At 59.7% G+C, this 26,533-nt stretch carries 26 protein-coding genes; 8 read left to right on the plus strand and 18 right to left on the minus strand.

The features are described 5' to 3' along the window. Positions 1-16 precede the first annotated feature (16 nt). Positions 17-652 carry a DUF502 domain-containing protein gene (locus tag NPS56_RS22290; protein ID WP_274076621.1) on the plus strand — a complete coding sequence of 212 codons (636 nt, stop codon included), beginning with the start codon at positions 17-19 and terminating at the stop codon, positions 650-652. A gap of 84 nt (positions 653-736) precedes the next feature. Here the strand turns inward: NPS56_RS22290 and NPS56_RS22295 are convergent, their stop codons facing one another. The 4 genes from NPS56_RS22295 to NPS56_RS22310 form a co-directional block, all read right to left on the minus strand. Next, positions 737-1,177 carry a hypothetical protein gene (locus NPS56_RS22295; RefSeq protein ID WP_168757556.1) on the minus strand — a complete coding sequence of 147 codons (441 nt, stop codon included), beginning with the start codon at positions 1,175-1,177 and terminating at the stop codon, positions 737-739. Positions 1,178-1,541: 364 nt separating this feature from the next. After that, positions 1,542-1,862, minus strand: a complete 321-nt coding sequence (locus tag NPS56_RS22300; protein ID WP_274076622.1) for an isochorismate lyase — start codon at positions 1,860-1,862, stop codon at positions 1,542-1,544. A 116-nt stretch (positions 1,863-1,978) separates the two neighbouring features. Beyond that, positions 1,979-2,413 (minus strand): GFA family protein, encoded by a 435-nt coding sequence (locus NPS56_RS22305; RefSeq protein ID WP_274076623.1) that lies wholly within the window; start codon positions 2,411-2,413, stop codon positions 1,979-1,981. A 55-nt stretch (positions 2,414-2,468) separates the two neighbouring features. Further along, on the minus strand, positions 2,469-3,410 hold the full coding sequence (locus NPS56_RS22310) for a carbon-nitrogen hydrolase family protein (protein WP_274076624.1): 942 nt from the start codon (positions 3,408-3,410) through the stop codon (positions 2,469-2,471). Between the two features lie 106 nt (positions 3,411-3,516). Here NPS56_RS22310 and NPS56_RS22315 point away from each other — a divergent pair, with 106 nt between their 5' ends. Beyond that, complete coding sequence (locus tag NPS56_RS22315) at positions 3,517-4,200, plus strand: winged helix-turn-helix transcriptional regulator (protein WP_274076625.1); 684 nt, start codon at positions 3,517-3,519, stop codon at positions 4,198-4,200. 41 nt (positions 4,201-4,241) lie between these two features. Here NPS56_RS22315 and NPS56_RS22320 read toward each other — a convergent pair whose 3' ends face one another. Together NPS56_RS22320 and gltS are read right to left on the minus strand one after the other, a co-directional pair. After that, complete coding sequence (locus tag NPS56_RS22320) at positions 4,242-5,435, minus strand: Fic family protein (protein ID WP_274076626.1); 1,194 nt, start codon at positions 5,433-5,435, stop codon at positions 4,242-4,244. Positions 5,436-5,636: 201 nt separating this feature from the next. Continuing rightward, on the minus strand, positions 5,637-6,851 hold the full coding sequence (gltS, locus tag NPS56_RS22325; protein ID WP_274076627.1) for a sodium/glutamate symporter: 1,215 nt from the start codon (positions 6,849-6,851) through the stop codon (positions 5,637-5,639). Between the two features lie 223 nt (positions 6,852-7,074). On the opposite strand from gltS, the gene NPS56_RS22330 reads away from it, so the two are divergent. Both NPS56_RS22330 and NPS56_RS22335 read left to right on the plus strand, forming a co-directional pair. Continuing rightward, entirely contained in the window at positions 7,075-7,533 is a 459-nt protein-coding gene (locus NPS56_RS22330; protein ID WP_274076628.1) for a metallophosphoesterase family protein, read from the plus strand. Positions 7,534-7,686: 153 nt separating this feature from the next. Then, positions 7,687-8,895: a patatin-like phospholipase family protein gene (locus NPS56_RS22335; protein ID WP_274076629.1), complete on the plus strand. Its 1,209-nt coding sequence runs from the start codon at positions 7,687-7,689 to the stop codon at positions 8,893-8,895. A 19-nt stretch (positions 8,896-8,914) separates the two neighbouring features. Here the strand turns inward: NPS56_RS22335 and NPS56_RS22340 are convergent, their stop codons facing one another. From NPS56_RS22340 to NPS56_RS22355, 4 genes are all read right to left on the minus strand, one after another. After that, positions 8,915-9,187: a hypothetical protein gene (locus tag NPS56_RS22340; protein ID WP_274076630.1), complete on the minus strand. Its 273-nt coding sequence runs from the start codon at positions 9,185-9,187 to the stop codon at positions 8,915-8,917. Between the two features lie 131 nt (positions 9,188-9,318). Further along, a complete protein-coding gene (locus NPS56_RS22345; RefSeq protein WP_274076631.1) occupies positions 9,319-10,977 on the minus strand; it encodes an arylsulfatase in 1,659 nt (552 codons plus the stop codon). Positions 10,978-11,291: 314 nt separating this feature from the next. After that, complete coding sequence (locus NPS56_RS22350; protein WP_274076632.1) at positions 11,292-11,744, minus strand: hypothetical protein; 453 nt, start codon at positions 11,742-11,744, stop codon at positions 11,292-11,294. Between the two features lie 92 nt (positions 11,745-11,836). After that, positions 11,837-12,796, minus strand: a complete 960-nt coding sequence (locus NPS56_RS22355) for a LysR family transcriptional regulator (protein ID WP_274076633.1) — start codon at positions 12,794-12,796, stop codon at positions 11,837-11,839. 163 nt (positions 12,797-12,959) lie between these two features. Here NPS56_RS22355 and NPS56_RS22360 point away from each other — a divergent pair, with 163 nt between their 5' ends. Then, positions 12,960-14,996 (plus strand): alkyl/aryl-sulfatase, encoded by a 2,037-nt coding sequence (locus NPS56_RS22360; protein ID WP_274076634.1) that lies wholly within the window; start codon positions 12,960-12,962, stop codon positions 14,994-14,996. A gap of 203 nt (positions 14,997-15,199) precedes the next feature. On the opposite strand, the gene NPS56_RS22365 is transcribed toward NPS56_RS22360, so the two are convergent. Beyond that, entirely contained in the window at positions 15,200-16,159 is a 960-nt protein-coding gene (locus tag NPS56_RS22365; protein WP_274076635.1) for an EamA family transporter, read from the minus strand. A 283-nt stretch (positions 16,160-16,442) separates the two neighbouring features. Beyond that, on the minus strand, positions 16,443-16,715 hold the full coding sequence (locus tag NPS56_RS22370; RefSeq protein ID WP_274076636.1) for a hypothetical protein: 273 nt from the start codon (positions 16,713-16,715) through the stop codon (positions 16,443-16,445). A 438-nt stretch (positions 16,716-17,153) separates the two neighbouring features. Between NPS56_RS22370 and NPS56_RS22375 the strand changes: the two genes are divergently transcribed. Beyond that, positions 17,154-18,515, plus strand: a complete 1,362-nt coding sequence (locus NPS56_RS22375; protein ID WP_274076637.1) for an MATE family efflux transporter — start codon at positions 17,154-17,156, stop codon at positions 18,513-18,515. A 213-nt stretch (positions 18,516-18,728) separates the two neighbouring features. Here NPS56_RS22375 and NPS56_RS22380 read toward each other — a convergent pair whose 3' ends face one another. The 4 genes from NPS56_RS22380 to NPS56_RS22395 all read right to left on the minus strand — a co-directional run bounded on the left by NPS56_RS22380 (position 18,729) and on the right by NPS56_RS22395 (position 21,252). Then, complete coding sequence (locus NPS56_RS22380; protein ID WP_274076638.1) at positions 18,729-19,157, minus strand: hypothetical protein; 429 nt, start codon at positions 19,155-19,157, stop codon at positions 18,729-18,731. 93 nt (positions 19,158-19,250) lie between these two features. After that, on the minus strand, positions 19,251-19,664 hold the full coding sequence (locus tag NPS56_RS22385; RefSeq protein ID WP_274076639.1) for a VOC family protein: 414 nt from the start codon (positions 19,662-19,664) through the stop codon (positions 19,251-19,253). A gap of 90 nt (positions 19,665-19,754) precedes the next feature. Then, the gene (locus NPS56_RS22390) at positions 19,755-20,414 is read right to left on the minus strand and encodes a TetR/AcrR family transcriptional regulator (RefSeq protein WP_274076640.1); all 660 of its coding nucleotides are present in this window, start codon (positions 20,412-20,414) and stop codon (positions 19,755-19,757) included. Continuing rightward, positions 20,401-21,252 (minus strand): 3-hydroxybutyryl-CoA dehydrogenase, encoded by an 852-nt coding sequence (locus NPS56_RS22395; RefSeq protein ID WP_274076641.1) that lies wholly within the window; start codon positions 21,250-21,252, stop codon positions 20,401-20,403. Before NPS56_RS22395 ends, NPS56_RS22390 begins: the two co-directional genes overlap by 14 nt. A gap of 165 nt (positions 21,253-21,417) precedes the next feature. Between NPS56_RS22395 and NPS56_RS22400 the strand changes: the two genes are divergently transcribed. Next, positions 21,418-22,458, plus strand: a complete 1,041-nt coding sequence (locus tag NPS56_RS22400) for an AraC family transcriptional regulator (RefSeq protein ID WP_274076642.1) — start codon at positions 21,418-21,420, stop codon at positions 22,456-22,458. After that, positions 22,455-24,269, plus strand: a complete 1,815-nt coding sequence (locus NPS56_RS22405) for an ABC transporter ATP-binding protein (RefSeq protein WP_274076643.1) — start codon at positions 22,455-22,457, stop codon at positions 24,267-24,269. Before NPS56_RS22400 ends, NPS56_RS22405 begins: the two co-directional genes overlap by 4 nt. 3 nt (positions 24,270-24,272) lie before the next feature. On the opposite strand, the gene NPS56_RS22410 is transcribed toward NPS56_RS22405, so the two are convergent. After that, entirely contained in the window at positions 24,273-25,226 is a 954-nt protein-coding gene (locus NPS56_RS22410; RefSeq protein WP_274076644.1) for an alpha/beta hydrolase, read from the minus strand. Positions 25,227-25,430: 204 nt separating this feature from the next. Continuing rightward, positions 25,431-26,429 carry an NAD(P)H-quinone oxidoreductase gene (locus NPS56_RS22415; protein ID WP_274076645.1) on the minus strand — a complete coding sequence of 333 codons (999 nt, stop codon included), beginning with the start codon at positions 26,427-26,429 and terminating at the stop codon, positions 25,431-25,433. Positions 26,430-26,533 lie beyond the last annotated feature (104 nt).

Genomic DNA, 26,533 nt, shown 5'->3' on the forward strand with positions numbered 1-26,533 from the left:
AGAAAAGGTAGCGCATATGAACCAGGCACTGGGGTATTTCACTAAACGGGTCATTGCCGGCTTGCTGGTGATCATCCCCATCTACCTCGCCATCCTGGTCTTGCTCAAGGGCATGAAATCCCTCGGACAACTGGTCCGACCGTTTACGAAGTTGCTTCCGGAATGGCTGCCGGCCGAGCAACTCCTGTCATTGATACTGGTGTTGGTGATCTGCTTCCTGATCGGCGTGGCGCTGCGCACCCGATTGGGCGAGATAGCCCGCAAACGGGTAGAGACGGGCGTGTTCGAACGCATTCCCGGCTATGGCTTGTTCCGCAGCCTGACCCAGCAGATAGCGGGGGACAGTCGCCAGACCGTGTGGAAACCCGCGCTGGTCGAGATCGAAGATGCCCTGGTCCCGGCGTTCATCATCGAAGTGTTCGACGACGGCCGCTACACCATCTTCGTCCCCTCGGTACCCACACCCCTGGCCGGCGCAATCTACATCCTCGAGCCGAGCCGCGTGCATCCCCTCGACGTGTCCTTCACCGATACGTTCAAAGTCATCTCCAAATGGGGCGCGGGCGCCAAGGACCTGGTGGCGGCCATGGAAAAAGCTGAAAACCGGGGTGCGCCTGGAGTGGCGGTGAACAAGATGGATGCAGTGCCTTGATAGACAGGTGAAACGCAGTGAACACGAAAAAGCCCGGCTGATCAGGCCGGGCTTTTTGTTGGGTACTGCGGTGTAGCGATGGGGTCAGGCGACGGTGTTGCCTTGCAGGCGGTCAGAGCCATCGGCGGCGACGGTGTTGCCTTGCAGGCGGTCGGAGCCATCGGCGGCGACGGTGTTGCCTTGCAGGCGGTCGGAGCCATCGGCGGCGACGGTGTTGCCTTGCAGGCGGTCGGAGCCATCGGCGGCGACGGTGTTGCCTTGCAGGCGGTCGGACCCATCGGCGGCGACGGTGTTGCCTTGCAGACGGTCGGAGCCATCGGCAGCGACGGTGTTGCCTTGCAGACGATCCGAGCCATCGGCAGCGACGCGATTTTCGATCAGGCGGTCAGAACCACCCTCAGCCACTCGGCTTTCAATCAGGCGATCCGAGCCACCTTCAGCGACAACAGGCTGAACGGAGGTAGCGGCAAAAGCGTTAACTGCAAAAACCGAGAAAGCGATGCTGAGGAGGGTTTGGCGTTTCATGATCGTGTACTCCGGGGTGTTGTTGGTTGGTATGGAGGTGATGTTACGCCGCGGAGTTTTTAAGAGAACTTCATTGAGGTGATTGTGAACATCGATGGGATTGATAGGGCCAGAGGCCCACCCCTGGTGGGCGTGATGATCCATGTAATGCGTCGAAGTGAAAAAGATCTGTCCTCGGCACAAATGTCAGTGAAGACCCAATCCTGTAGGAGCCGGCTTGCTGGCGATTGCGGATTGTCAGGCGAAGACTTGGTCGACTGTACCTGCGCTATCGCCAGCAAGCCGGCTCCTACAGATCTGCTTAAGTCCCCAGCGTCCGTTTTTATTCACGCCGCTGATTAAAGGGGCATCCAATCCCTGAGAATCAGGTCTCGGGCAATTGCGCCGACCAGTGTTTCATCTCCTCGGCAATAAAATGCTTCACCAGATCGCTATACATCTTTTCGATCGCATCCGGGCTCAGGCCTTCTGCCTCAGCCCACTCCCGACGAGTTACCAGCATCGAATCGAAACGCTCCCGGGCACGCACCGAAGCCGCAGAGGTCTTGAATTTCGAAGCCGCCAGCACGTACTGAAAACGCCGGCCAAGCAGCTTGATAACGGCCTGGTCGAGGGCATCGATCTCGCGTCTGATGTCCTCCATTCCTGTGCATTCTGCAGGTTGCAATGGGTTGGAAACTTCCATGTAGGTAACTCCGTCATGCCAATGTAGGAGCGAGCTCGCTCGCGAAAAATCCAAAGATGTCGCAAGTATCCGGTCACGTAATATCGTTCACGATCTTTTCGCGAGCAAGCTTGCTCCTACTCATCCACGCTAACACCCGATCCCCCCAGTTCTTTCGGCACATCCTTGAACTTGGGCAGACCATCTTTAATGGGCAGCACCGACTCCTGATAATGGACATGCACCCCTGGCGAATACTCAAGATCCGGGATGACCGCGGCATACACATCGATCAGCCCCATCCCCGGATGCTCGGTGAAGAGGTGCCCGCCGCACGTCCTGCACCACTTGCGGTAACTCTGTGGTGTCTTGTTGTAGGTGCCAATGTTGTCAGCCCCCTGAGTCACGTGCACCGCCTCGGGCTTCCACAAGGTGAAGGCATTGACCGGCCCGGCTGACCAATGCCGGCACGACTCGCAATGGCAATAGCCCATCCCGGCCGGCTCTCCGCTGACGGTGAACTGGACTGCGCCGCAAAAACAACTGCCTTTGTACGTCCGTTCATTGTTCATGGCATGACTCCTTGATCAGTGGTCAGGCGAGCGCTCGCCTGAATGTTGCCTGCCTTTACCTGTCGATGTAGTGAACCGAGGTCGCCGGCGTACGCCGCACCTGCAGCTCGAAAATATCCGGGCGCGCATAGTGCCCGGTGACGTCGAGCGCCCGCCGTGCTGGCGCCACGAGTGAGACGTCGATGTCCGCATACAGGATGCCTGCCTCGCGGTGTAGTGGACCGGCCACGATCCGGCCTTGCGGGTTGACCACCACCGAGTCGCCGTCGTTGATCCACTCGTCCGGATCGGCAAACAGTTGCGCACGCGCCGGAAAGTCATCGGGAATGTCGCTGCCACGCAGCGCACTGCCACTGCCGAGCACCCAGCAACGGCCTTCGAGTGCAATGTGACGCATCGTGCTGATCCAGCCCTCGCCGGTGTCGTAGGTGGGGGCGACGTAGATTTCCACCCCTTGGGCATACAGCGCATAGCGAGCCAGCGGCATGTAGTTTTCCCAGCAGATGAGCGCACCCACGCGACCGACCGGTGTATCGACCGCACGCAAGCCGGACGCATCGCCGAAGCCATGCACCATGCGCTCGGGATTGGTCGGCATCAGCTTGCGGTGGCGGTTGAGCACGGCGCCGCTCGCGCCGATAACGACTACGCTGTTATAGAGCGTGCCGCCGCCATTGCACCGGTCGCATTCATTGATGCCGCACACGATCGTCACGGCGTGGACCCTGGCAGCCTCGCACAATTGGCACAGATCACCGTGGGTGATATCGACGGCGTTGGCCAGCAGCCGCGTGTGCAACTGACCTACTACAGCACCGTCCTTTCCCGCCGCCAGCCGCCAGATCCATGACGGGTAACCTGGAATGTACGATTCGGGCAAAACGATCAGCGAGGCGCCCGCTGCCGCAGCCTCGGCGACCGATTGCACGGCCCGGGCGATCGTCGCGCTGCGATCGAGCAGCACGGGCGGGCGCTGAATGATGGCGATCCTGGTCATGGCGTTCTCCTGGGACGGTTGGCTGTTAGGAGACTTGAGCGTGCGCGTGGCGAAGTCGCGCGGCTAGTTCAGAATCTGAAGCGTTGCAGCAGCGGGAGGGCAGGCGATGGACGAAAGCTACGGTCAGTTCTGCACGGTCGCGCGCGGTGCCGAAGCACTGTGCGAGCGCTGGACACCCTTGGTCGTGCGCGAACTGCTGTGCGGCAGCAAACGCTTCAATGAACTGCACCGCGGCGTACCCCGGATGTCCACCAACCTGCTGGCGCAGCGGCTGCGCCATCTGGAAGAGATCGGCGTGGTGCATCGCACGGCGGTTGGCAAAGTCTGGGAGTACAGCCTGACCGAAGCGGGTGAGGAACTGCGCCCGATCATCATGGCGCTGGGGCATTGGGGCGCGCGCTGGATCGGCAGTCGCCTGCGCGACGACCAACTCGACGCGGGCCTGCTCATGTGGGACGTGCGCCGGTTCGTGCACATCGAGACGTTCCCGTCCCGGCCGGTGATCATCCAGTTCAAGTTTCGCGACGCGCGACCCGGTGAGCAGCAATGGTGGCTGGTGGTCGAAGAGGGTGTGGCGGACCTGTGCCGCGACGACCCCGGACGCGAATTGACGCTCGTCGTCGACTCCAGCGTGCGCGCGTTGACCGAAGTGTGGGCGGGCGACCGTACACCTAAGGAAGTGCTCCAGTCGCAAGAGCTGCGGGTAGACGGCGCGGCGCAGGATGCGCAAAGCCTATGGCGCTGGCTGGGTACGAGTGCGTTTGCTGGTACCCGGAGTGCTGCGCGCTAGCTCTGGAGCTGCCATCGTGAAGCGTAAGCGGTCGATGAATTCTACTGAAACCGTCGATGCAAATCCGGAAAAATATCCTGGGCAAACCACGCAGGCAGTCCGGGTGTGACGATTCGCGATTTGGGCGTTCGGCTTTCCACCAGGCCGACTTTGATCAGTCGCGACAGCTCATCGATTGCCGGGCGTGGTGTCAGGCCGGTGAATGTCTTTATTTCGTTGCGCGGCAGGCTACCTTGGGTGATCAGCGCAATAATCGCTGGCGCACTTTCCGGGCGAATGCCTTGCTGTAGAAGTTTCTCGTTGAAGCGAAACGCACGTATCACGCGCTCTCGCAGCTTGGACGGGTCTACCGCTGCGGTCATGTAATCCACCTGATCGTGACAAACCTGCAGCATGAACTCGATAAATTCGAAGTAGCGTCGCTGAGATAACTGGCCTCGTCCGTCCAAATCGCCTTCTCGTGGTCGGTCGGCCATGGTCAAGGCACTGTAGTAATCCTGATGCTGTCGTGCGAGTCCGCGAGACAGCGACCAGAGTGTCGGCTCCAGCCCCAGTTGCACCAACTGCAAATGAGTGATCAACCGGGCAACCCGACCATTTCCGTCAGCAAAGGGGTGAACCCATGCGAGACGATGATGGTAGGCAAGCGAAGAAACAAGCTGACGACGCGGGTCGGTCTGCCGGCCAAAGCCTGCCTGGAGATGTCGCAGCATCCCGTCAACTGTAGAAGCGTGCGGTGCATCATGATTGCCCACAACAACGTTCTGGCCTGTGATCGACCGGAGTGCGCCGGGCTGCATTACTGAGCCATCGGACAGCGTGCGTTCTGCATCACTGGCACCGCGAAAAAGCCGATCATGTGCAGTGCTTATCAGCTCAGGGGCAAACATGGCGCTCCAGGGAAACGGTCCACGCTGGCTTAACGTCCGTTCGAACAAAGCCTGGACCGCCATCTGCTCAACCGCCAGGCTTTTAAGCCGCTTGCGATCCTTGACCGGGGCTGCCTGCGCTTTCTGCATATCGGCAGGCTCGGTGTACTGCCCTTCGATCAGGTTCGAATAGTACGTATTGGTGATTTGCAGGAGACGGCGAAGGCGTGCGGCGGTTTCAGGCGGTAAGCGTCCAGCAAGAAATTGCGTCTTTCTGGGCAGCGCATCCGCAAGGGCGATGATCGATGGGGGCAACGCATCGGGAAGTATCGGATCGAGCCAGGATTTTGATGTGATCAGGGACATAGCGGTTTGCACTGCGTGAAAAGACTTCACATTTTATTTCACATAGTTGACCGCTTAACAAGCGCTAAATTATTGGGTTTTTGGCTGTTTTCATCCGCTTTGAGAGAAATAATCTTCACATTTTATTTCGCATTATTTTTGTGTGGCTTCTGCAAAACGGGCGCCCTTGCGAGGCGCCTGCCATTTGTGGAGCTTCACCCGCTACAGACCACTGAACATCCCAATGATCACGGCATTAACCAGATCAATGAAAAACCCACACACCAGCGGCACGATAAGAAACGCCTGGTGCGCCGCACCATACTTCTGGGTCACGGTGGTCATATTGACGATGGCGGTCGCGGTAGAACCGAGCGCAATCCCGCCAAAGCCTGAAGCGATCACGCTGGCTTCATAGTTGCGACCCATGAAACGAAACACCACAAAATACGTATAGAGCACCGTCAACAGAATCTGCAGGGTCAACGCACAAGCAATGAACAGCAACGCGCCGCTGAGCTGCCACAACTGCAAGCCCATCAGCGCCATGGTCAAAAACATGCCCAGGCAGACGTCGGAAATCAGCGCGAGGCCCTGGCTGGCACCGCTCCAGGACTTCAGGCGCTGCTCGCCAATAAGTGCCCGAACAAGGTGGTGAATGACGATACCGGCGAACAGGCAACTGACGAACTTGGGCAGGGTGATCCCGCTGTCGACCAGCACCAGGTTGAGCCCATAACCGAGCATCAAGGTCAGGTTGAGCCACATCCACGCCCAGAGCACGTCGTAGTAGTCCAGCGGCTTGCTCTGCTGTTGCTCGAGAATGCCGACTTCCAGCCCCGCATCCCGGGACGGCGTGAGTTGATGGCGGCGGATCAACCGGTTGGCGATAGGGCCGCCGATCACACAGGCGGCAATCAGGCCGACGGTGTTGCTGGCGATCCCCAATTCGTGCGCGTTCTGGATGCCCAGCTTTTCGACGAACAGCGGTGCCCAGGCCAGGCTAGTGCCAATCCCACCGGTGAGGGAGATGGAACCCACCATCAGGCCTGCCTTGGGATCAAGCCCGAAGACCTCGGCCATGCCCATGCCCAGCGCGTTTTGCAGGAAGATGAACACGGTGGCGAGCACCAGCAGGATCATCAGCGGCCACCCACCCTTGATCAACTGGCGCATGTCCGACTTCAAGCCGATGCCGGCAAAGAAGTACAGCAGCATGGTGTCGCGAACTTGCAGGTCAAATTCGACCTGGATGTTGAGACCGAAGTACAAAACGCTGGTGACCGCCGCACAGACAAAACCGCCGACCACCGATTCGGGAATGCAGTATTGGCGCAGCAAGGTGCTGTGCTGGACCAGCGTCTTGCCCAGGAAGAGCAGCAGGATAGCGAGCGTGAAGCTCACCAGGCCATGAACAGCAAAGAGTTGGGCGGTCATCTATAGCCTATTGAAAAACCTGAAAAAAATATTATCCAGAGCTAATCGCACTGGTTTCAGACCTGAGTCAATGAAAGTGCAGATCGTGGATCAGGCCGGACTCGGCTAAGGTAGTGCTGGCGAACATCCCTGTCGTTGACCGTGTGCCGGAGTGAGTCAAGCAGCTGATCCCGGAACACGCAAACAACGCGATGGGGACCTGTATTCATTCCTGGAGCCTGGCATGAAAGTTGGCGTGATCTCCGATACCCACGGCTTGCTCCGCGCCGAAGCCCTCGCGGCGTTGCAGGGCTGTGAACGGATCATTCACGCCGGCGACATCGGCAAAGCGCAAATCCTCGAACAACTGGCGGCGATTGCGCCGCTGCATGTCGTGCGCGGGAACAATGACCAGGCGGCCCCGTGGGCGGAGCACATCGCCGATCACCTGAGTTTCGACCTCAATGGGTGGTTGACCTTGCTGGTTCACGACATGGCTGACGTACCGGCGGTACTGGATGAAGGTACAAGGCTGGTGATTACCGGGCATTCTCATAAGCCGCGGATAGAGTGGCGTGGGGAGCGGCTATTCCTTAATCCAGGCAGCGCGGGGCCGCGGCGTTTCAAGCTGCCGGTGACGTTGGCATTGCTCGAAATTGAAGACGGTCTGATTGAGCCGCGGTTGGTTTCGTTGTTGGAATGAGTGTTGGATGGGTTCACAGACAACTTTGCAGCGCGGCCAGGTGCTTTCAAGTTTTTTTATCCTGTAAAGGAGCGCAAACTGAGCGACCTGGCGTTCGAATGAGCTGTCGCGCTCGGCTGGCATGCAGCTGTCTCACGCACCGGAGGAAGCGTTGTGAAACCATTCCCGCTCAAACCCGGCGACTTGACCCTGGACATGTTTCTTCAAGCCTGTCTGCCTCGCCGTGACGCCGTTCCGCAAACCTTGACGGACAAAGCGGTCATCCCGGGTATACCCAATGCCCGCTACCGGTTGGACCACGACCTGACACCGTTCATCCAGGATGCGGTTCAGGCCAACAAACGTGAAAGCGAGGAGCTGGCCAAGGCCGGGAAGCCGAACGATATCCTGCCGCTGGCAAGCATGTTGGCCGTTTCCGGCGGCGGTGATGCCGGCGCATTCGCCGCGGGGCTGATTGCTGGATGGACTACCCATGGAACCCGGCCCGTGTTCAAGGTGGTCACGGGTATCAGCGCGGGTGCCCTGATCGCCCCGTTCGCTTACCTGGGGCCTGAGTACGACGGTGTGATTCGCTACGTCTCCAACGCAGTTGGTCCCAAAGACATCTTTCATTCGCGAAACGTGCTCACCCGTTTTGCCAGCGACGGTATCGCGGACAGCAAGCCACTGTCGCGGCTCATTTCCAGATACATCACTACGCGGATTCTTGCGGCGATAGCTTCGGAATACGCCAAAGGAAGAATCCTGCTGATCGGCACAACCGACCTTGATTCAGGGCGACCCGTCACCTGGAACATGGGCGCCATTGCCTCAAGCCAGGCACCGGGCGCGCTCGACCTGTTCCGTAGCATCATGCTCGCGTCGATGAGCATTCCAGGCGCGGTCTCACCCGTCATGATCGATGTGGAAGTAGACGGCCAACAGTTTCATGAAATGCACGTGGACGGCGGGGTGATCACCCAAGTGTTTCTTTACCCGCCTGGCACTTTGGTGGGACTGAACCGTGCTGCCGGAGTCCCTTTGCGACGGGAACGGCATTTCTATGTCATTCGTAACGGGACATTGGAGCCGCAGTGGTCCGGGACGAAGCGCCGTACGTTGAGCATCGGCGGGCGGGCCATCAGTGCGTTGATCCAGACCCAGGGGATCAGCGACCTGGAGCGCATCTACCGTATGGCGCAGCAGGATGGAGCCGACTTCAACCTTGCCTACATTGGCGCCGATTTTGACTTTACGCGCACCCGCAAATTCGATGGCGAGTACATGAAGCGTTTGTTCGATTACGCCTTTCAACTCAGTTCGAAGGGCTATCCGTGGCATAAATCGTCGCCGAACGAAAGCCGGCCAATGCCCGAACTATGAGGCTGCCGACACAAGACCCTTACTTGATTTGAGTTTTGATTTCAGTTCCGGGCACGAAAAATTTACCGGGATCATCGACCTTCTTCAGGTCAACCAAGGCTCGGCAAACGCAATGCGAGAAATTTTCCTGCAAGGTGTCAGGGTCTATAGATGCCACTTGCGACAGTTGTATGTGTTGTCCCTCGGGCGTTTTATAGCAGACACAATTATCAAGTTTGGTGATGCCGTAATCATCCGACTGACAAGCAGTGGTCAGCAAAGTGATGGTGATAAGCATGACGAAGCGTTTCATTGGCTCCCCTCCGAGGTTGTAGTGAAGAGCTCACTCCAGAGGAAGCTTAGCTGTCATTTGCCATCGCTCCATTCTCCGCTGCTTGCGAAGTGGCGACCCCCTGATGAAGCCGCCATGCTTCGCCTGCCTGATCAGTTACCCGCTGGCATCGGCAAGTTGATACCTTCTTTTTTCAGGACGTCGCGCACGTACTGGAATTTCTGGTACTGCGACAGCTCGATCGGCCCGTCATAACCCATGCTTTGCAGTTTGCGGGGAGGGTAATCGACGTAGGTTTTCATCAACTTGATGATCGCGGCCGAGATCGGGACCATTGTCCAGGTGCGTTCGGTAAAGTTGTTCATGAACAGGTCATAGCGCTCTTGCGGGTCTTGCCACAAGTCATAGACCTGCGGCACGACGGCCACATATTTTTCGCCGCCTTTCCATCCCAGGTTAGTGTCCACCGACAAACCACCGGTTTGCGCGCCATTGTCGCCGCGCAGGTTGAACACGGCCTTGTAGTTGCCGACACGGGCCGCCCCCGGTGACAGTTCGTTCTCGGTGAAGAAGAACCACTCCTTGCGTGGAGAAGGGCCGTTGCCGGTGAGTACCGGGGTCATGTCATAGCTGTCGAAGATGATGGGCTGACCTTCGCGATCTTTCTCCGGCAACTTCACGCCAGCCACAGAAGCGAACGTCGCCATCAAGTCCAGGCCACCGAGTATTTCGTGGTTTTTGCTGTCCGGCTTGATCTTGTCTGGCCAGACGGCAATGGCCGGTACCCGGTTGCCGCCTTCACGCACCGTGCCCTTGGTGCCGCGGAACGGGGTGTAGCCGGCGTCCGGATAGACATCCTGCCAGGCCCCGTTGTCAGTGGTGTAGACCACCAGGGTGTTCTTATCCAGGCCGAGCGCCCTGAGCTTGTCCATGATGCGGCCGATGTGGGTATCGAGTTCGACGACGGAATCGGCGTACTTGGACTTGGACATGGACTTGTGAACGAACTCCGGCGCCGGCATGTTGGGCTGGTGCACTTTCATGAAGTTGACGTTGATGAAAAACGGCTTGTCCGATTTGGCCGCCGTGTCGAGAAACTCCAGGGCGGCTTTTTCGACATAGTTATCAAAGAACGGAATGCCGACCACGCCGGGTTTGCCGTCTACGACCGGCGTGTCCACGTACTGGCCATTGACCTTGAATTCCTCGACCGGTTTTTCCCCCGCCTTGCCGGACAATGCGCCCTTGGTGACCCTCTGGAACATCTCGCGGGTTTCCGGATCCATGTCCGGGAACCAGGTCGGGTCTGCGTAGGTGTAGGCGTTGAGGTGGTACAGGCCGACGTACTTCATCACGTCATAACCCTGGGCATTGGGCAGCGCATAATCGGCTTCGCCCAAGTGCCATTTGCCGGTGAAGTAGGTGTCGTAGCCGCCGGTTTTCAACACCGACGCCAAGGTCCACTCGGCTGCCGGCAAGCCACCGCCCTGGCCCTGGAAGGCCACGGTGGTCATGCCGCTACGATTGGGGATACGCCCGGTTTGCATGGCCGCCCGACCCGGAGTGCAGCTGGGCTGGGCATAAAACGAGTAGAAGGTGACCCCTTCTGCCGCCAATTGATCGATGCTGGGCGTGGGCATGCCTCGACCGACCCCACCGCCGTAGGGGCCCAGGTCGCCATAGCCGGTATCGTCGGAGACGATAAACAGGATATTGGTCTTTTCCGTCTGGGCTGCGTGGGCAAGCCCGGTCAATGACAAAAGCGCGGCAAACACTATTGAGCGTCTGAAACGATCCGATAGCTGTTCCATACCAGGATTCCTCGTTGTTTCAAAGTGTTGGCAACCGGGTGATGAGTGCATATTTACATTGTCCCCTGATGCATTGACCACCGAGTAATTAGCCTAGGTACTGCGTACAGAATCATTTCCCCATTACTGCATGACCGTGCACGGATTAAGGCGCAGGAAGGAGTCTAGTGCGGTTTTTTCAAATGAACGGGCGATTGCAGTGCTTCAGTGGCTGATGTAACGCCAGTATTACAAACTGGGTTAACACCAACCTGGAAACGGTAAACACAATCACCACATACAACGCGACTCAACTACTCACGGCGATGGGTGTTTCATCGAGTCGCATGTACAACATCGCCGCAGAAAATATCGGCGCTGCCATCCTCGGGTGAAGTGCGCACGACGACGGCGTACTTGCCGGAAAGCAGGTCTGGCATGGCGATCGGCGCGCTCCTGTAAAACGTCCATCCACCGGTGCCTGCATTGGGTTCAGTGTTGACCTTGTCGTTCATTGCGAACGCGACTGCCCCGGGTTGCTGGCAACTGCCTTTGTTGATGAAGGTGTAGATGCGGGGCGGCAGGATGGTGCCGTTGGGAACGCCGGTCAGGTAGAAGTCAAAGTTGGTCTGATTGCCTTCGCCGGTCAATGTAGTCGTGGCGGTGTGACCGGGGTTTCGCTGGGTCGCTGCCAAAGGAAGATTCATTGACTGTTGGTGTGAAGAGCTGGAGCAGCCCAAGAGCGTTGCGGTCATCAATAGTGCTGAAAGGGAGAGACAGGGTTTCATTGCCAACCTCCAAGAATGGAAGAAGTGCGTTGGGGGGACTATTGGGTATAGCTCAATAATGTCGCATTGCGTTCCTGGATATATAACTCAGTTCACTCGCTGCCCATCCGGGCCAGGATGCGTTCACGCTGACAAATTTCTGCTTCCACAGCTCGCACCTCCCGCATGTAAATCTCTACCGCGGGTGGCAGTGAGCGCTCTTTCAGGTAAATGAAGCCATAACGGGTACGCAGGGCAGGGTCATGGGCGGGCAACGGCACGATCGCCCCTGCGCTGATTTCCTGCTCGAAAGTCGATAGATTGCCTAACGCAAGGGCATTGCTGTTCTCGACGAATTTGACAATTTGCATGGGCACGTCTATTTCGATCGCCGGTACGAAATCACCCGTCAAGGGATCGTAGGCGCCGGCACAGCCCAACGTTGCCGGAAGCAAATGGGTCGCCAACCGCAGCGGAATGCGCGAGGCCACCCAAGGGTAGTCGAGTGTTTGCGCCAGCGTTGGTGAACGTTTTTGCGATAGCAGGGGATGGCCGGGGCGACAAAACAGACGGCCCACATGCTCACCCAGCAACTCACAGGTGAACTCTTCCCGGCCTTGCAAGGTACTGATTTCGGCGATCCCCAGGTCCACTGCACCCGTGGCGACCTGATGAGCGACTTCGCGCCAGCCGGCGACATGGGCAGTGACCTTGATCTGCGGATGTCGGGCATGCAAACGCGCGATGCTGGCGTATCCGCTGGTGACACTCGGATAGGGACCCAAGGCCACTTTCAGCGCGCCGATATCGCCACCCGCCAACAGGGTGATATCGCGGCGCAAATCCTCCTCGGCCACTAACAGGCGCTGGCTTTTTTCCCGTAGCAACTGACCAAACGCCGTCAATACGACGCCGTCTGAGCGTCGATCAAACAGCGTGACCCCCAGTTCGCTCTCCAGCAACTGGATGCTTTTGCTCAGCGCCGGCTGGGAAACCCCCAGCGCTTTGGCCGCTCGACCAAAGTGTGCCTGCTCAATCAATGCCAGAAACTGACGTAAGCGACGCGGTGTCATCTCATAACCTTTATGTTATCGAAAATGGCTGAAACGGAATTTTTCGTAATGAAATGAATATGCTATTCATGGCCAGGCGGGTCAAGGTGACGCGTACCCAATGAATACAATCGAGCGCAAATTTCCCCATTGACGCTCATGGCCCTCTGGCGCAGGAACCCCCATGCACAACAAGACCCTTCATCTGGCATTGGCAATCACCCTTGGGAGCGGCATCAGCCCTATGCTCTTTGCTGCCGTGGCAAACGACGCAAATCCTGAACCGGTAGCGACACAAAATTCGCACTTCGACAGCAAGGGTAAAGCGCCTTCGTCCTACACGATCGAAGCGCAAAATGCTGTACGCAAGACCCTTCCGTTCGCGGACAACCGTGATTTTGAAGAGGCCAGGAAAGGCTTCATCGCGGCACCGTCCTACAACAAGATCATGGCCGAAGCCGGAAATGTCGCCTGGAACATGGGCAGCTATGACTTCCTGCTCGGGGGCAAGGACTACGACAGTATCAATCCGTCCTTGCAGCGCCAGGCGGTACTCAACATGGCCTTCGGTCTGTATGAGGTCGTTCCGGAAAAGATTTACCAAGTGCGTGGGTTTGACCTGGCCAATATCACATTCATCAAGGGCGATACGGGCTGGATTGTGTTCGACACCCTGATGTCGAAGGAAACCGCCAAGGCTGCGCTGGATTTCATCAATGAAAAACTCGGCAAGCGCCCGGTCGTGGCGATAGTGATCTCTCACTCCCATGCCGACCATTTCGGTGGTGTCCGCGGTCTGGTCGATGAAGCCGATGTGCGCAGCGGCAAGATCCCGCTCATAGCACCCACCGGTTTCATGGAGCATGCCGTGGCTGAAAACGTCTACGCCGGCAACGCCATGACCCGGCGCGCCTTTTTCCAATATGGCGTGATGCTGCCGCACAGCCCCTATGGCCATGTCGACATGGCTATCGGAAAAAATGCCTCGCTAGGCAACATGGGCCTGATCGAACCCAATCGCTACATCGAGAAAGATTTCGAGTCCCTGACCATCGACGGTGTGGAAATGGAGTTCCAAAGCACTCCCGGCACCGAGGCGCCGGCAGAGATGAACACCTGGTTCCCGCAGTTCAAGGCATTCTGGGCAGCTGAAAACATCGTCGGCACCATCCATAACATCTACACCCTGCGCGGTGCTCTGGTCCGTGATCCACTGGTCTGGTCGAAAAACATCAACAACGCCCTGTATCGCTACGGGCAACAGGCCGATGTCATGTTCGCCTCCCACAGTTGGCCACGCTGGGGCAATGAGCGTATTCAGGACGTCATGCGCGCGCAACGCGATGCCTATGCCAACCTGAACAATGCCGTGCTGCACGCCGCCAACCAGGGCGTCACCATCAACGAGATCCAAAACGTCTACAAGTTGCCCGAAAGCCTGAAAAACAACTGGGCGACCCATAGCTACCACGGCTCCGAAGAGCACAACAGCCGTGCCGTGATAAACCGCTACCTGGGTTACTGGGATGCCAACCCGGCGACACTGATGCCGTTGTCTCCGAAAGATTCGGCACCGCTGTACGTGGAAATGATGGGGGGCGCGGACAAAATCATGGTCAAGGGCAAATCCCTGTTCGATCAGGGCAAATACCGCGAAGCCTATGAAATTCTCAATAAGCTGGTGTACGCCGAACCCCAGAACACCCAGGCCAAGGACTTGCTCGCGGACGTCTATGAGCAGGTTGGTTATCAGAAGGAAAGTGCGGGCGTGCGCAACAGCTTCCTGGCGGCGGCGTATGAACTACGCCATGGCATGCCCAAGGGAGTGCCGCCGAAACCCACCGGGCCGGACATGATCCGCGCGATGAGCACCGAGTTGTGGCTGGAATACCTCGGCATTGCCCTGGACGGCAGCAAGGTTGCGGATCAACACCTGGTTCTGAATCTCAGGACACCCGACAACGGTGAACAGTTTGTGGTTGAGTTGAGCAATTCAACGCTGACCACCATCAAGGGGCAGCAAGCGAAAAAGGCTGACCTGACCATCACCCTTGACCGCTCGGATCTTGAAGGCGTGATGGCAAGGAAAACCAGCTTTGCTCAACTCGTCGCGGCGGGAAAAGCTACCTTCGAAGGCGACCACAAACCCTTCGAACGGTTGATGGCCGCCATTACGCCTTTTACCCCTACCTTTGAACTGCTGCCCGGCACCCAGCAGTAATTCATCAGGGCCGGATGCGGCCCTGTTGCAGGCTGAGACGACCTTGCGCACCCAATGACATATCGTGCGCAAGGTGCCAAAAGCTTTCGCAGCGGGCCTGTTGCCAGCTGCATTTCACTCGAATGCGAGATGGCAGCACCGATATTCTTTTGTGGGGATATCGCGCAAGCGGTGCAGTGAAACGAACGGTTCATCGAGGCATTTCACGCCACAGCTTCGGCGTCAGCCTTGATAACTGATTTGCGATACGTCAGCAAAACGATGCCGGTGACCACAATCACCCCACCCAGGATCTGCCCCGCGCTGAGCATTTGATCCAGCACAATCCAGCCCATCAGCAACGTCGCCAACGGCTCGATGTTCATTACCGGTGCATTGCGTGGCATGTCCAGCCGAGGCACTGAAATGAACAGCACGATAAAACCGGTGCCGTACAGCACAACCAGGGTGGCCAGAGCCAGCCATCCGGTCGAGGTTGCGGGCAGGTTTAGTCCGCCAGGCAGGGCACCCGTCAGTCCCGCCAGATTGACGCTGCTGAAGACGATGAAAATGGTTAGCAGACTGCGCACCGAACCACGCACCTGAGACAACTTGTGGTCGGTGATCCACAGCGCGCAGGCGAACACGCTGGCGGCGCAGAACGCGAGCGCGACGCCCAGCAGCCATTGCGGGCCGACGCTGGTCGTGGTCGAAAGGCGTCCGGGGACGTCCAGCACAAACACCAACCCCACCAGAATCAAACCCATCAACGTAGCGGTGCGTGCGGTCGGTCTCGGGCCACCCAGCGCCCAGGTGAGCAACGCCAGCAGGATGGGAAACACGTTCGCCACCAGCAGCGCCAGCGCCACCGGGACCCGTGCGACGGCAGAATACAGACACAGGCTCTGCGCGGTAATCAGAAGGCCCAACAGCAATTGCCAGCGCCATGCACCTGCCGGCAGACGCAAACTTTGTCTTTGCCACAGCACCAGGCTTGCCAGCACCAGCAAGGTCCCGCCAGAACGCATCAAAATCGCCAGCAACACACCCGCGCCATCATCAAAAGCGACCCGCGCCGCCACATGGTTGCCGGCGAATGCGCAGCCCATGCACAAAAGAATGATCAAGGCGAGATGGCGGGGGAAGGGCGGCGGTACGGTTTGCGCAAATGTAGGGCGGGGCATGGCAGATCTCGAAGGGTGATAGGACAACTCGGGTGTGGAGTGGGAGTTTTTTAGTATGTTGTCGTACAACTTGAGCGATTTGTACCCTGTTCGGGTAGGTTGGGCAAGAGAGACTGCAAGGGCGACAAGATTCAGTGCCAGGCTTCAGGGTCGTTATCAGGGGTTTCGCTGGGTCGTTGCCAATGGAAGATTCATTGACTGTTGCTGGTTGCCATTCAGAAAAATGGGCCAGGATCATTTGTCGACGGATCAAAGAAGCGGGCGCCTTGGGCGCCCTTTTCATTTACTCCGCCGCTTGGGCACGCAAGCGTCGGCCAATCACGTCCATCAAATCGCAACCATCGCGTAATGGGATCGCCAGCAGTTTTGAGAAGTCGGACAACACCACCGTGTCGCAGCCAATTTCGGCACGAAAGGCGATGTTTTCCAGCACTTGCGTCACGGTGCGGATACGGTAATCCGCCATGGCTTGCAGGACGTCGAGGGGGGCTTGGGTGTCGATCAGCAGAGAGGCCGGAACCAGGTCGATTCCGGTGAGGGGCATGTATCTATCCATAGGTGAAACTCCGATCAGGGAAAAGTTGGCTATCCATCAATCGTCGCCAAACGAATGGGTGACAGCTGTACGCAGGTTGGCGAACCGGGATCGGAATCCGGCAGACCCGAAGGTCTCCCGCGCACAGCTGCCATAAAGACAGCTTTGCGTGCGTGCAACAGCACCTGCAAGAAAGCAGAGCTTTTGCACCCGATCAGACAGGTCGCCAAACCTGATCGCCATGTGGGCGACGGGGCGGACTATAAGCTTCATCGGTTCAGTGGGCAAGGTGAGGCATTCCGAGCTTTGCGTAGGACCCGTGACAACGAAATCTCAGACCTTTCACATCTCTTCACTGGAAATCCAAACACAGACCTGAGATGGTCATCGCCCTTTGGTTTCAGCCACCGAAGCTATCCTCAATCAACACGCCCGCCGTCGAGATGGACCTCTACCCCCATGCAAACCCCAGCCCAACCGCAACGCGCCCTCTGGAAAACCTACCTGCTGTTCCTCGCGCCCATGGTCCTGTCCAATTTCCTCCAGTCGATGTCCGGCACGGTCAACAGCATCTACATCGGCCAGATGCTCGGCACCCAGGCCCTGGCGGCGGTGTCGGGCATGTTCCCCATCGTGTTCTTCTTCATCGCCCTGGTCATCGGCCTGGGTGCGGGGGCGGGTGTGTTGATCGGCCAGGCCTGGGGGGCGCGGGAGACGCATCTGGTGAAGGCCATTGCCGGGTCAACCTTGTTGTTGGGGTTGTTGATCGGGCTGGTAGCGGCGGTGGTCGGGAGTGTGTTTGCGCGGGATTCGCTGGTGGGGTTGGGGACGCCGGGGGATGTGCTGGACGATGCGGTGGCGTATGCGCATGTAATGTTGTGGTTCATGCCGACGCTGTTGGTGTTCGTGTTGTTCACGCAGTTGCTGCGCGGGGTGAGCGATACGTTCTCGCCGTTGCTGGCGCTGGTGGTGTCGACCTGTATCGGCCTGGCGTTGACGCCGGCGTTGATACGCGGGTGGCTGGGGTTGCCGCCGATGGGGATCCAGAGTGCGGCGTTTGCCGGGTTGGCGGGCAACCTGGCGGCGATGGGGTGGCTGGCGTGGCGCCTGATTCGCAAGGGCCATCCGCTGGCGCCGGACCGGGAATTTTTCGTGGCGATGAAGCTGGACAGGGCGATCCTCGGCAAGGTGCTGCGCATTGGCTTGCCCACCGGCTTGCAGATGGTGGTGTTGTCGCTGTCGGAGCTGGTGATCCTGGCGCTGGTGAACCAGCACGGTTCCCAGGCGACGGCGGCGTACGGGGCGGTGACGCAGATCGTCAATTACGTGCAGTTCCCGGCGCTGTCGATTGCGATCACGGCGTCGATCCTTGGGGCGCAGGCGATCGGGGCAGGGCGCATCGAACGCATCGGGCCGATCTTGAAGACCGGGTTGATGATCAACGTGTGCCTGACCGGCGGCCTGGTGGTGTTGGGGTATTTGCTGTCGCACTGGCTGCTGGGCTCGTTCCTCACCGAGGATGCGACCCGCAGCATGGCCGAGCATCTGCTGCACATCATGCTCTGGAGCCTGCTGGTGTTCGGCTTCCAGGCGATCATCGGCGGCATCATGCGCGCCAGCGGCACGGTGATGGTGCCGGTGGCGATCTCGATCGTGTGCGTGGTGGGCGTGCAGTTGCCGGTGGCGTATCTGCTGGACGCGCGGTTCGGGCTGCAAGGGGTGTGGATGGCGTTTCCTGTGGCGTATCTGGGGATGCTGGCGTTGCAGACGCTGTATTACAAGCTGGTGTGGCAGCATCAGAAGATTGAGCGGTTGGTGTAGGCTCAGGACGGTGTCTACGGGGCTCCCATCAATTGGGGTAGCGGTGGACTGTAGGAGCCCGGCTTGCCGGCGAAGGCGTCTTTGAGTATTGCGTTGGTCGTTCGGGTGCCTTCGCTGGCAAGCCAGCTCCTACAAGGTTCATTCAGTGTCCTGTCAGGCGAGGCCCGATGAAGGCTACTCGACCGGCATTTTTCGACGAAAAATCCCCGCGCCTCACTTGTACTTGATCACGATCCCTTTGAGTTTGCGCCCCTCGATGGTCTGCACGTCGCGCGCCCATAGCGGCCCGTTGACATAGGCACCGACCGCCTGGATATGGTCATACACCACCACCACGGCATCGCCGCCGAGCTTGGCGGTTTCTTCCCGCAATTTTTCTTCAACCTCGGTAATCGGCGGGGCGGGGTCGACACTGGCGTCGATCAGTATTTCGCCCAGTCGAACGTGCGGGCGAAGGGGCTCGGTGCGCAGCACCACGACTTCACTGGGCAGCGTCGGTGCGGGATGTTCCACGCCGACGTAGGCGGTGGTCTGGGCATCGACTGTCGCGCAACCGCTGAGTGCCAGCAGCGCGGCGGTGAGCCCGCCCGCCAGCAAGGACAGTTTGAAACGGGTGGACCATGACGCGTCATGGGCTTGCATGGTGGGTTTTCTCCGAAGGGCCGCTGCTACAGGGGTTAGAAGTTGACGGTAGCAGACGGCCCGGGAGTTGCCAGACAGCCGGTCTTAACAGTGTCACTGATCCTTTTCGCAATTGACCATCCACGACACACCAAAGCGGTCGACCAGCATGCCAAAGCGTGCGGCCCAAAACGTGGCTTCCAGTGGCATGTCGACTTTGCCGCCTTCTGCCAGTGCGTTGAACACCCGCTCGGCTTCGGCAATGCTGTCGACGTTCAGGGAAATCGAGCAACCGCTCATGCCCTGGGTCGGACGGTCGGGGGTGGTATCCGAGGCCATGAGCATCTGGTCACCGACCTTCAGGCAGGTGTGGATGATCAGGTGGTGATGTTCCTTGGGGACGTGCTCGGCGGCGGGTGTTTCGCCGAACGTCATCATCGCCTCGAGCTGGGCTTGCAGGCATTGCTGGTAAAACGTGAAGGCGGCGCGGCAATCGCCATTGAAGATGAGGTAGGGACTGATTTTCATGGTGCTGCTCCCGGTCATTGAAGATACACATCGGATTGGACGCCGGGTACCAGCGCGAATTCCGATGAGATTGACTGGGCAAGCAAAGCGCTAAATCGCGGTGGGAGCCTGGGTTTTTTTAGATGGATTCTCGATAGGCCGGGCCAGGCTTATAGCCTCGCTTGGGCGCTTCGGCGCCAGCAAGCGCTCGATGGCGCCACCGACCATGTTCTCCAGCAGTTCATTGTGCTCGCCTTCTTCCAGCGCATGGGACGCCAGCCAGCTGGGCGCGCTGTTGAGCAAGGCGGCGATGGCATGACCGGCCGCCAGCAGGCCCGATTCGCTGAACCGCGAACGGGCGCCGAGTATCACCATCAATTGGCGTTGGTACTGCTCGCTCAAATGTCGAACCCGTGCCTGTTGCTCGTCGTTCAGGCAGCCGCTGTCGCGTTCCACCAGGCGAAAATGCCAGGGCATGTCGCGATGCAGGTTCAGGTGCGCGCGGATCAGGCTGTTGAGGCGGTCGCGTTTACCCGGCGCCTTTTGCTTGATGCGCCCCAGCGTGGCCAGCAGCTCTTCGTAGAACTCTTCGATCAAGTCCAGCAGCAGGTGCTGTTTGCTCGGGTAATGGTGATACAACGAGCCCGGGGAAAGCCCCAGGCACGTCGCGAGCTCGCGCATGCCGACCTGACCGAAACCCTTGCTGGCGAACAGCTCCAGCACCTTGTCCCGGTATTCGGCGAAACGCGAACAACGCTCAGGCATAGGCATGGAAGCCGCGCCCCGTCTTGCGTCCCAGGTAACCGGCAGCGACCATTTCCTTGAGCAATGGGGCCGGGCGGTATTTGCTGTCGTTGAAGCCGTCGTGGAAGGCCTCCATGATCGCCAGCAGCGTATCCAGGCCGATCAGGTCCGCGAGGGCCAGGGGGCCGATAGGCTGGTTGCAGCCCAGGCGCATGCCGGCGTCGATGTCTTCGGCACTGGCCAGGCCTTCCTGGAACACCAGGATCGCTTCGTTGATCATCGGCACCAGGATCCGGTTGACCACGAACCCCGGGCGGTTGCCGGCGGTGATCGCGGTCTTGCCCAGGCGGGTCGCCATGTCCAGCGCCAGGGCATGGGTGGCATCGCTGGTTTGCAGGCCGCGAATGACTTCGATCAGGCCCATCACCGGCACCGGGTTGAAGAAGTGCAGGCCGATGAAGCGTTCCGGCTGGCTGACACTGGCCGCGAGCTGGGTGATCGACAGCGACGACGTGTTGGAGGCGATCACGCACTCGGCGCCGACCTGTGCGGCAACCTGTTGTAGCAACCGCAGTTTCAGTTCGAGGTTCTCGGTGGCGGCCTCGATCACCAGTTGCGCGTCGCGCAGGTTGCTGTAATCGGTGCTGGGGCGGATTTTGTCGAGGGCGGCGTTTTTCTGCTCGGCGCTCAGGGTTTCCTTGGCGACCTGGCGGTCAAGGTTCTTGCCGACGGTGGCGAGGGCTTTTTGCAAGGCACCCTCGCTGATGTCCACCAGGGTCACGTTGAAACCGGCCAGGGCGCAGACCTGCGCGATGCCGTTGCCCATGGTGCCGGCGCCGATCACGCCAATGTTTTGCAGATTCATGTTGCCGTCCTTTCGATAAACCCTGCGATACCTTGGCCGCCTGTATGGCCGAAAGCGTACTATTGCCGCGAGTCTAGAGCCGGCAGGGTGGTTGTCCTATGCTGAAACTGTTCAACGGCACTGATGTTTTTTGCCATTTCGGGTGATGGGGAGCGAAGCGTTCGCATGCGGGAAAAGGACTCGGTGGCCGCCTACTTCGTGCAGGCAATGATCCAGGGGCTGGGGGACGATCCGCAGCGTGTTCGGGCTGTGCTCGAACAGGCCGGCATCGACCCGGCGGTGATTGCGCAACCCACGTCGCGGGTACCGGCCAGCGCGTTCGCAGCGCTGTGGCTGATCCAGATCCGCGAGCTCGACGACGAATTCTTCGGCCTCGACTCCCACGGCATGCCGCCGGGCAGCTTCGCCCTGATTTGCCGGGCATTGATCCAGGAGCCCGATCTGCACAAGGCCATGCGCCAGTGCCTGGTCAACTTCGGCCTGTTCCTGCGCGATTTTCGCGGCACCCTGACCGTGCGCGGCAAACGAGCGGTCATCAGCCTGCAAAGCCAGGGCGCCAACGAAGACGTCAGCCGTTTCGGCGAAGAGACCTTCCTGGTGTTGATGATCAGCCTTATGTGCTGGCTGGGTGGACGACGCATCCCGATCGACCGCGCGGACTTTCGCCACGGGCGCCTGTCGCTCAGCGATGACCGTTTGCTCTGGGGGCCGAACCTGACCTTCGGCGCCGAGCGCACCGAAATCGAGTTCGCCAGTCACTACCTGCGCCTGCCGGTGGTCCAGGACCTGGCGTCGCTCAAAGTGTTCCTGCGCACCGCGCCACAATGGCTGGTGATCCGCTTTCGCAACCAGCACGGCCTGGCGTCACAGGTGCACCAGCGCTTGCGCAACAGCCATTACAGCGAGTGGCCGACCCTGCAGGCCTTTGCCCTCGAGCAACACCTGAGCCCCAGTACCTTCCGCCGCAAACTCGAGCGCGAAGGCTGTTCCTATCAGGAGATCAAGGACGAAGTGCGACGTGGAGTGGCGTTCGAACAGTTGCGTGAGAGCCAGGCGAGTATCGGCGACATCGCCGAACAACTGGGTTTCCAGGAGCCGAGTGCATTTCACCGGGCGTTCAAGAAGTGGACGGGGGAGAGTCCGGGGCGGTATCGGGCGCGGTTTCAGGGGGAGCGGCTCGATACCTTGGCGGAGCCTTTGGAGTGAGCCCGGTATTTGCCCGCGTCACCTCATTGCTCGACCAATCCCAGCGTGCCTTGCTGCTGGTCTGGGGCACCTCGCGCGCATTGTTTCTGGGTCTGGTGGTGGCGACCCTCATTGCCGGTGTGCTTCCGGCATTGGCGGCGTGGCTGGGCCAGCGCATTGTCGATGCCGTGGTCTTTGCCATGCAATTGCATGCGCAGCAAGGCAGTGCGCCTTTGTGGCCGGTGGTGCGTTATGTGCTGCTGGAGGCGGGGGTACTGGCCTTGCTGTCGGGTGCCCAGCGTGCGCTGTCGGTGCAGCAGTCGCTGTTGCGGGTGCAGCTGGGGCAGAAGGTCAACACGATGATTCTGGAAAAGGCCCAGACGTTATCGCTGGTGCAGTTCGAGAATTCCGAGTTCTACGACAAGCTGGTGCGGGTTCGGCGCGAAGCCTCGACCCGGCCGTTGGCGTTGGTGATGAAGTCGCTGGGGCTGATCCAGAACCTGATCGTGCTGATCAGCTTCGGGGTGTTGCTGGTGCATTTTTCGCCTTGGGCGCTGGTGTTGCTGGTGGTCGGCGCGTTGCCGGTGTTTTTTGCCGAGGCGCATTTTTCCGGCGATGCCTTTCGCCTGTTTACCCGCCGTGCGCCGGAGAGCCGACAGCAGACCTACATCGAGACGTTGCTGTCCCATGAGGGCTACATCAAGGAGGTCAAGCTGTTCGGTTTCGCGCCGCTGCTGTTGCAGCGTTACCGCGACACCTTTGCCAGGCTCTATGCCGAGGACCGGCGGCTGACCCTGCGTCGCGATGGCTGGGGATTTGTCCTCGGCCTGCTGGGCACCGCGGCGTTCTACCTGGCCTACGCCTGGGTGGTGGTCGATGCCGTGCACGGCAACATCAGCCTCGGCCAGATGACCATGTACCTGGTGTTGTTCAAGCAGGGACAGTCGGCAGTGAGCAGCAGCCTGAGCGCCATCAGCGGCCTGTACGAGGATGGCCTCTACCTGTCGAGCCTCTATGAATACCTGGCCGAGCCCGTGGTCGCGGCCACGGGCCATCTCACGGTGGGCGCGGTGCCTGGCGATGGCCTGCGGTTCGAGAACGTCGGCTTTCGTTACCCGGGTGCCAGTCGCGACGCGCTGGCGGGTATCGACCTGCACCTGGTACCGGGGCACAGTGTGGCGCTGGTGGGCGAGAACGGTTCGGGCAAGACCACGCTGATCAAACTCTTGACCCGGCTCTACCGTCCCGATCAAGGACGCATCCTGCTGGACGGCAGCGACTTGCAGGACTGGGAGGAAGATGCGCTGCGCCGGCGCATCGGGGTGATCTTCCAGGACTACATTCGCTACCAGTTTTCCGTCGGCGAGAACATCGGTGTGGGCGACACCCTGGCGTTCCAGGACGAGCAACGCTGGCAGCAAGCCGCCGCCGAAGGCATGGCCGCGCCGTTCATCGAGCGGCTCGATCGCGGTTACGCCACGCAACTGGGGCGCTGGTTTGCCGGTGGGCTGGAGCTGTCGGGCGGGCAGTGGCAGAAAATCGCGCTGTCGCGCGCCTACATGCGCCGCGATGCCGATATCCTGATCCTCGACGAGCCGACCTCGGCACTCGACCCGGCGGCGGAAGCGGCGGTGTTCGAGCATTTCAGCCAGCACACCCAGGGCCGCATGACCCTGCTGATCTCCCACCGTTTTTCCAGCGTGCGCAACGCCGATCACATCATCGTGCTGGATCAGGGCTCGATTCTGGAACGTGGCGATCACGACACGCTGGTCACGGCGGGCGGGCGTTATGCGCAGCTGTTCGACCTGCAGGCACGGGGCTATCGATAACCCTCAGGAGTCCTGGGCGTCACGCGAGACCATCGGCCCGGCGATCTGCGGTTTGGCCTTCATCAAGCCTTCCAGCGCCTGACGATACTGGCTGCCGCCCAGGCTCATGCTGTTGTTGTGGGTGCCGCCGGGGATCAGCAACAGACGCTTGGGTTCGTTGGCGGCATTGAACAGTTGCTCACTGAACCTCGAAGGCATGAACCGGTCGGCCAGGCCATGGACCACCAGCAACGGCATGTGAATGTCGACGATCTTGTCGATGGAGTCGAACTTCTGCGACAGCAACCAGCGCACCGGCAGCCAGTTCACCGGCAGGTTGTTGTCGGCCACTTCCGCCACGGCATCGCCCAGGGAAGTGAAGGTAGACTCGATCACCAGGCCGCGCACCGGAACGGCGCCATGCTGCTTTTTCGCTTGCGCGGCCAAGTCTGCGGCCAGGTCGATGGCCACCGCGCCACCCAGGGAGTGGCCGTAGATCAGGCGCTTGCCGGGGTCCGGTTGCATCGTGCTGAAACGTTCCCAGGCAGCGCGGGCATCTTCGTAAACGCTGGCCTCCGACGGCAAGTCACCCTTGCTCTGGCCAAAGCCGCGGTAGTCGATCGCCAGCACCGAATAGCCCATGGCGCGCAACTGCTCGATGCGAAAGGCCTGGCCGGTCAGGTTCCAGCGTACGCCATGCAGGTAGAGGATCGACGGCGCGTCACGGCGCGCGGCCGGCCACCACCAGGCATGCAGGTTTTGCCCGGCCTTGAAACTGGCAGGCTTGATGTCGAATTCCTGCACATCCTGCGGCAGGCCGCGATACCAGCCGGCCGTGCCCGGCTCGATGCGGAACAGCAACTCGCGCTCTTTGTACTTGAGTGCGCCGCAACCCACGGGCAAGCCGACGACCAGCGCGGCCATGCACAGCAGCGGCAGCCAGCGCAGGCGTAGACGGGTGAGCAGGGCTGAGGGCATTGGGTGGTTCACCGGTAGGGACATGAAGACCGCGTTTTAACAGATGCGCGCGTGGGGTGGGGAAAAATGCGACGGTCGTTCACCCTGTGGGAGCGGGCTTGCTCGCGAAGGCGATGTGTCAGTCAGCACTAGTGAGACTGATGCTCCGCCTTCGTCGGAACGCCGCCCGGAGCAAGCCCGCTCCCACAGGGTTTTGCGGCGCTATCAGTCGACGCGCAGCACGATCTTGCCGATGTGATCGCCAGCTTCCATTCGCGCATGGGCCTGGGAGGCCTCGGTGAGCGCATACACCTTGTCGATCATCGGCAGGCAACGCCCGGCCGCCAGCACCGGCCATACGTATTCGCGCAATTGTTCGGCAATCGAGGCTTTTTCTTCCCGGGTACGCGGGCGCAGCAGCGAGCCGGTGACCGTCGCGCGCTTGCTCATGATCGCCAGCAGGTCGACATCCTTGCCGACGGCACCGCCGAGGAAACCCAGCATCACCAGTCGACCTTCCATTCCCAGTGCCGCGATATTCTGGTTCAGGTACGAAGCGCCCATGATGTCGAGGATGACATTGACGCCCTTGCCGGCGGTTTTTTCCTGGATGACCTGGACGAAGTCCTGATCGCGATAGTTGATCGCTTCGGCGCCCAATTGGCGGATCGCCACACATTTCTCCTCACTGCCCGCCGTGGCAAATGCCTTGACACCGAACTCGCGGCATAACATCAAGGCGGTGGTGCCGATGCCACTGGTGCCACCGTGAATCAGCGCGCGCTGGCCTTTGCTGGCGCCGCCCATGTCGAACAGATTGGCCCACACCGTGAAGAAGGTTTCCGGGACCGCCGCCGCTTGCACCCAGTCCATGCCTTCGGGGATCGGCAGCGCCTGGCTGGCCGGGACCGCGCAATACTGCGCATAACCGCCGCCATTGGTCAGCGCACAGACCTTGTCGCCGACGATAAACTCGCTGACATCTGCGCCAACGGCGACCACTTCGCCGGCCACTTCCAAACCTGGGTTTGGGTTCATGCCGGGTTTCATCGGGTACTTGCCGGCTCGTTGAAGAACGTCGGGGCGATTGACCCCGGCAGCATGCACGCGGATCAGCACTTCACCGACGCCTGCAGTGGGCAAGGGCACCTGGCGCGGTTGCAGGACTTCAGGGCCACCGGGTTGGGTGATTTCGATCAGGGTCATGTCTTTGGGCAAATTCATTTCATATACCTGTGGGCAAAGTGTCCGTTAAATGAGACCGCGCTTTCGCGCGGAGAATCAAAAGATCGCAGCCTTTGGCAGCTCCTACATGGGAATGCAGGCCC

It is taken from the genome of Pseudomonas putida, from assembly GCF_028682635.1.
Classification (GTDB): Bacteria; Pseudomonadota; Gammaproteobacteria; order Pseudomonadales; family Pseudomonadaceae; genus Aquipseudomonas; species Aquipseudomonas putida_AE.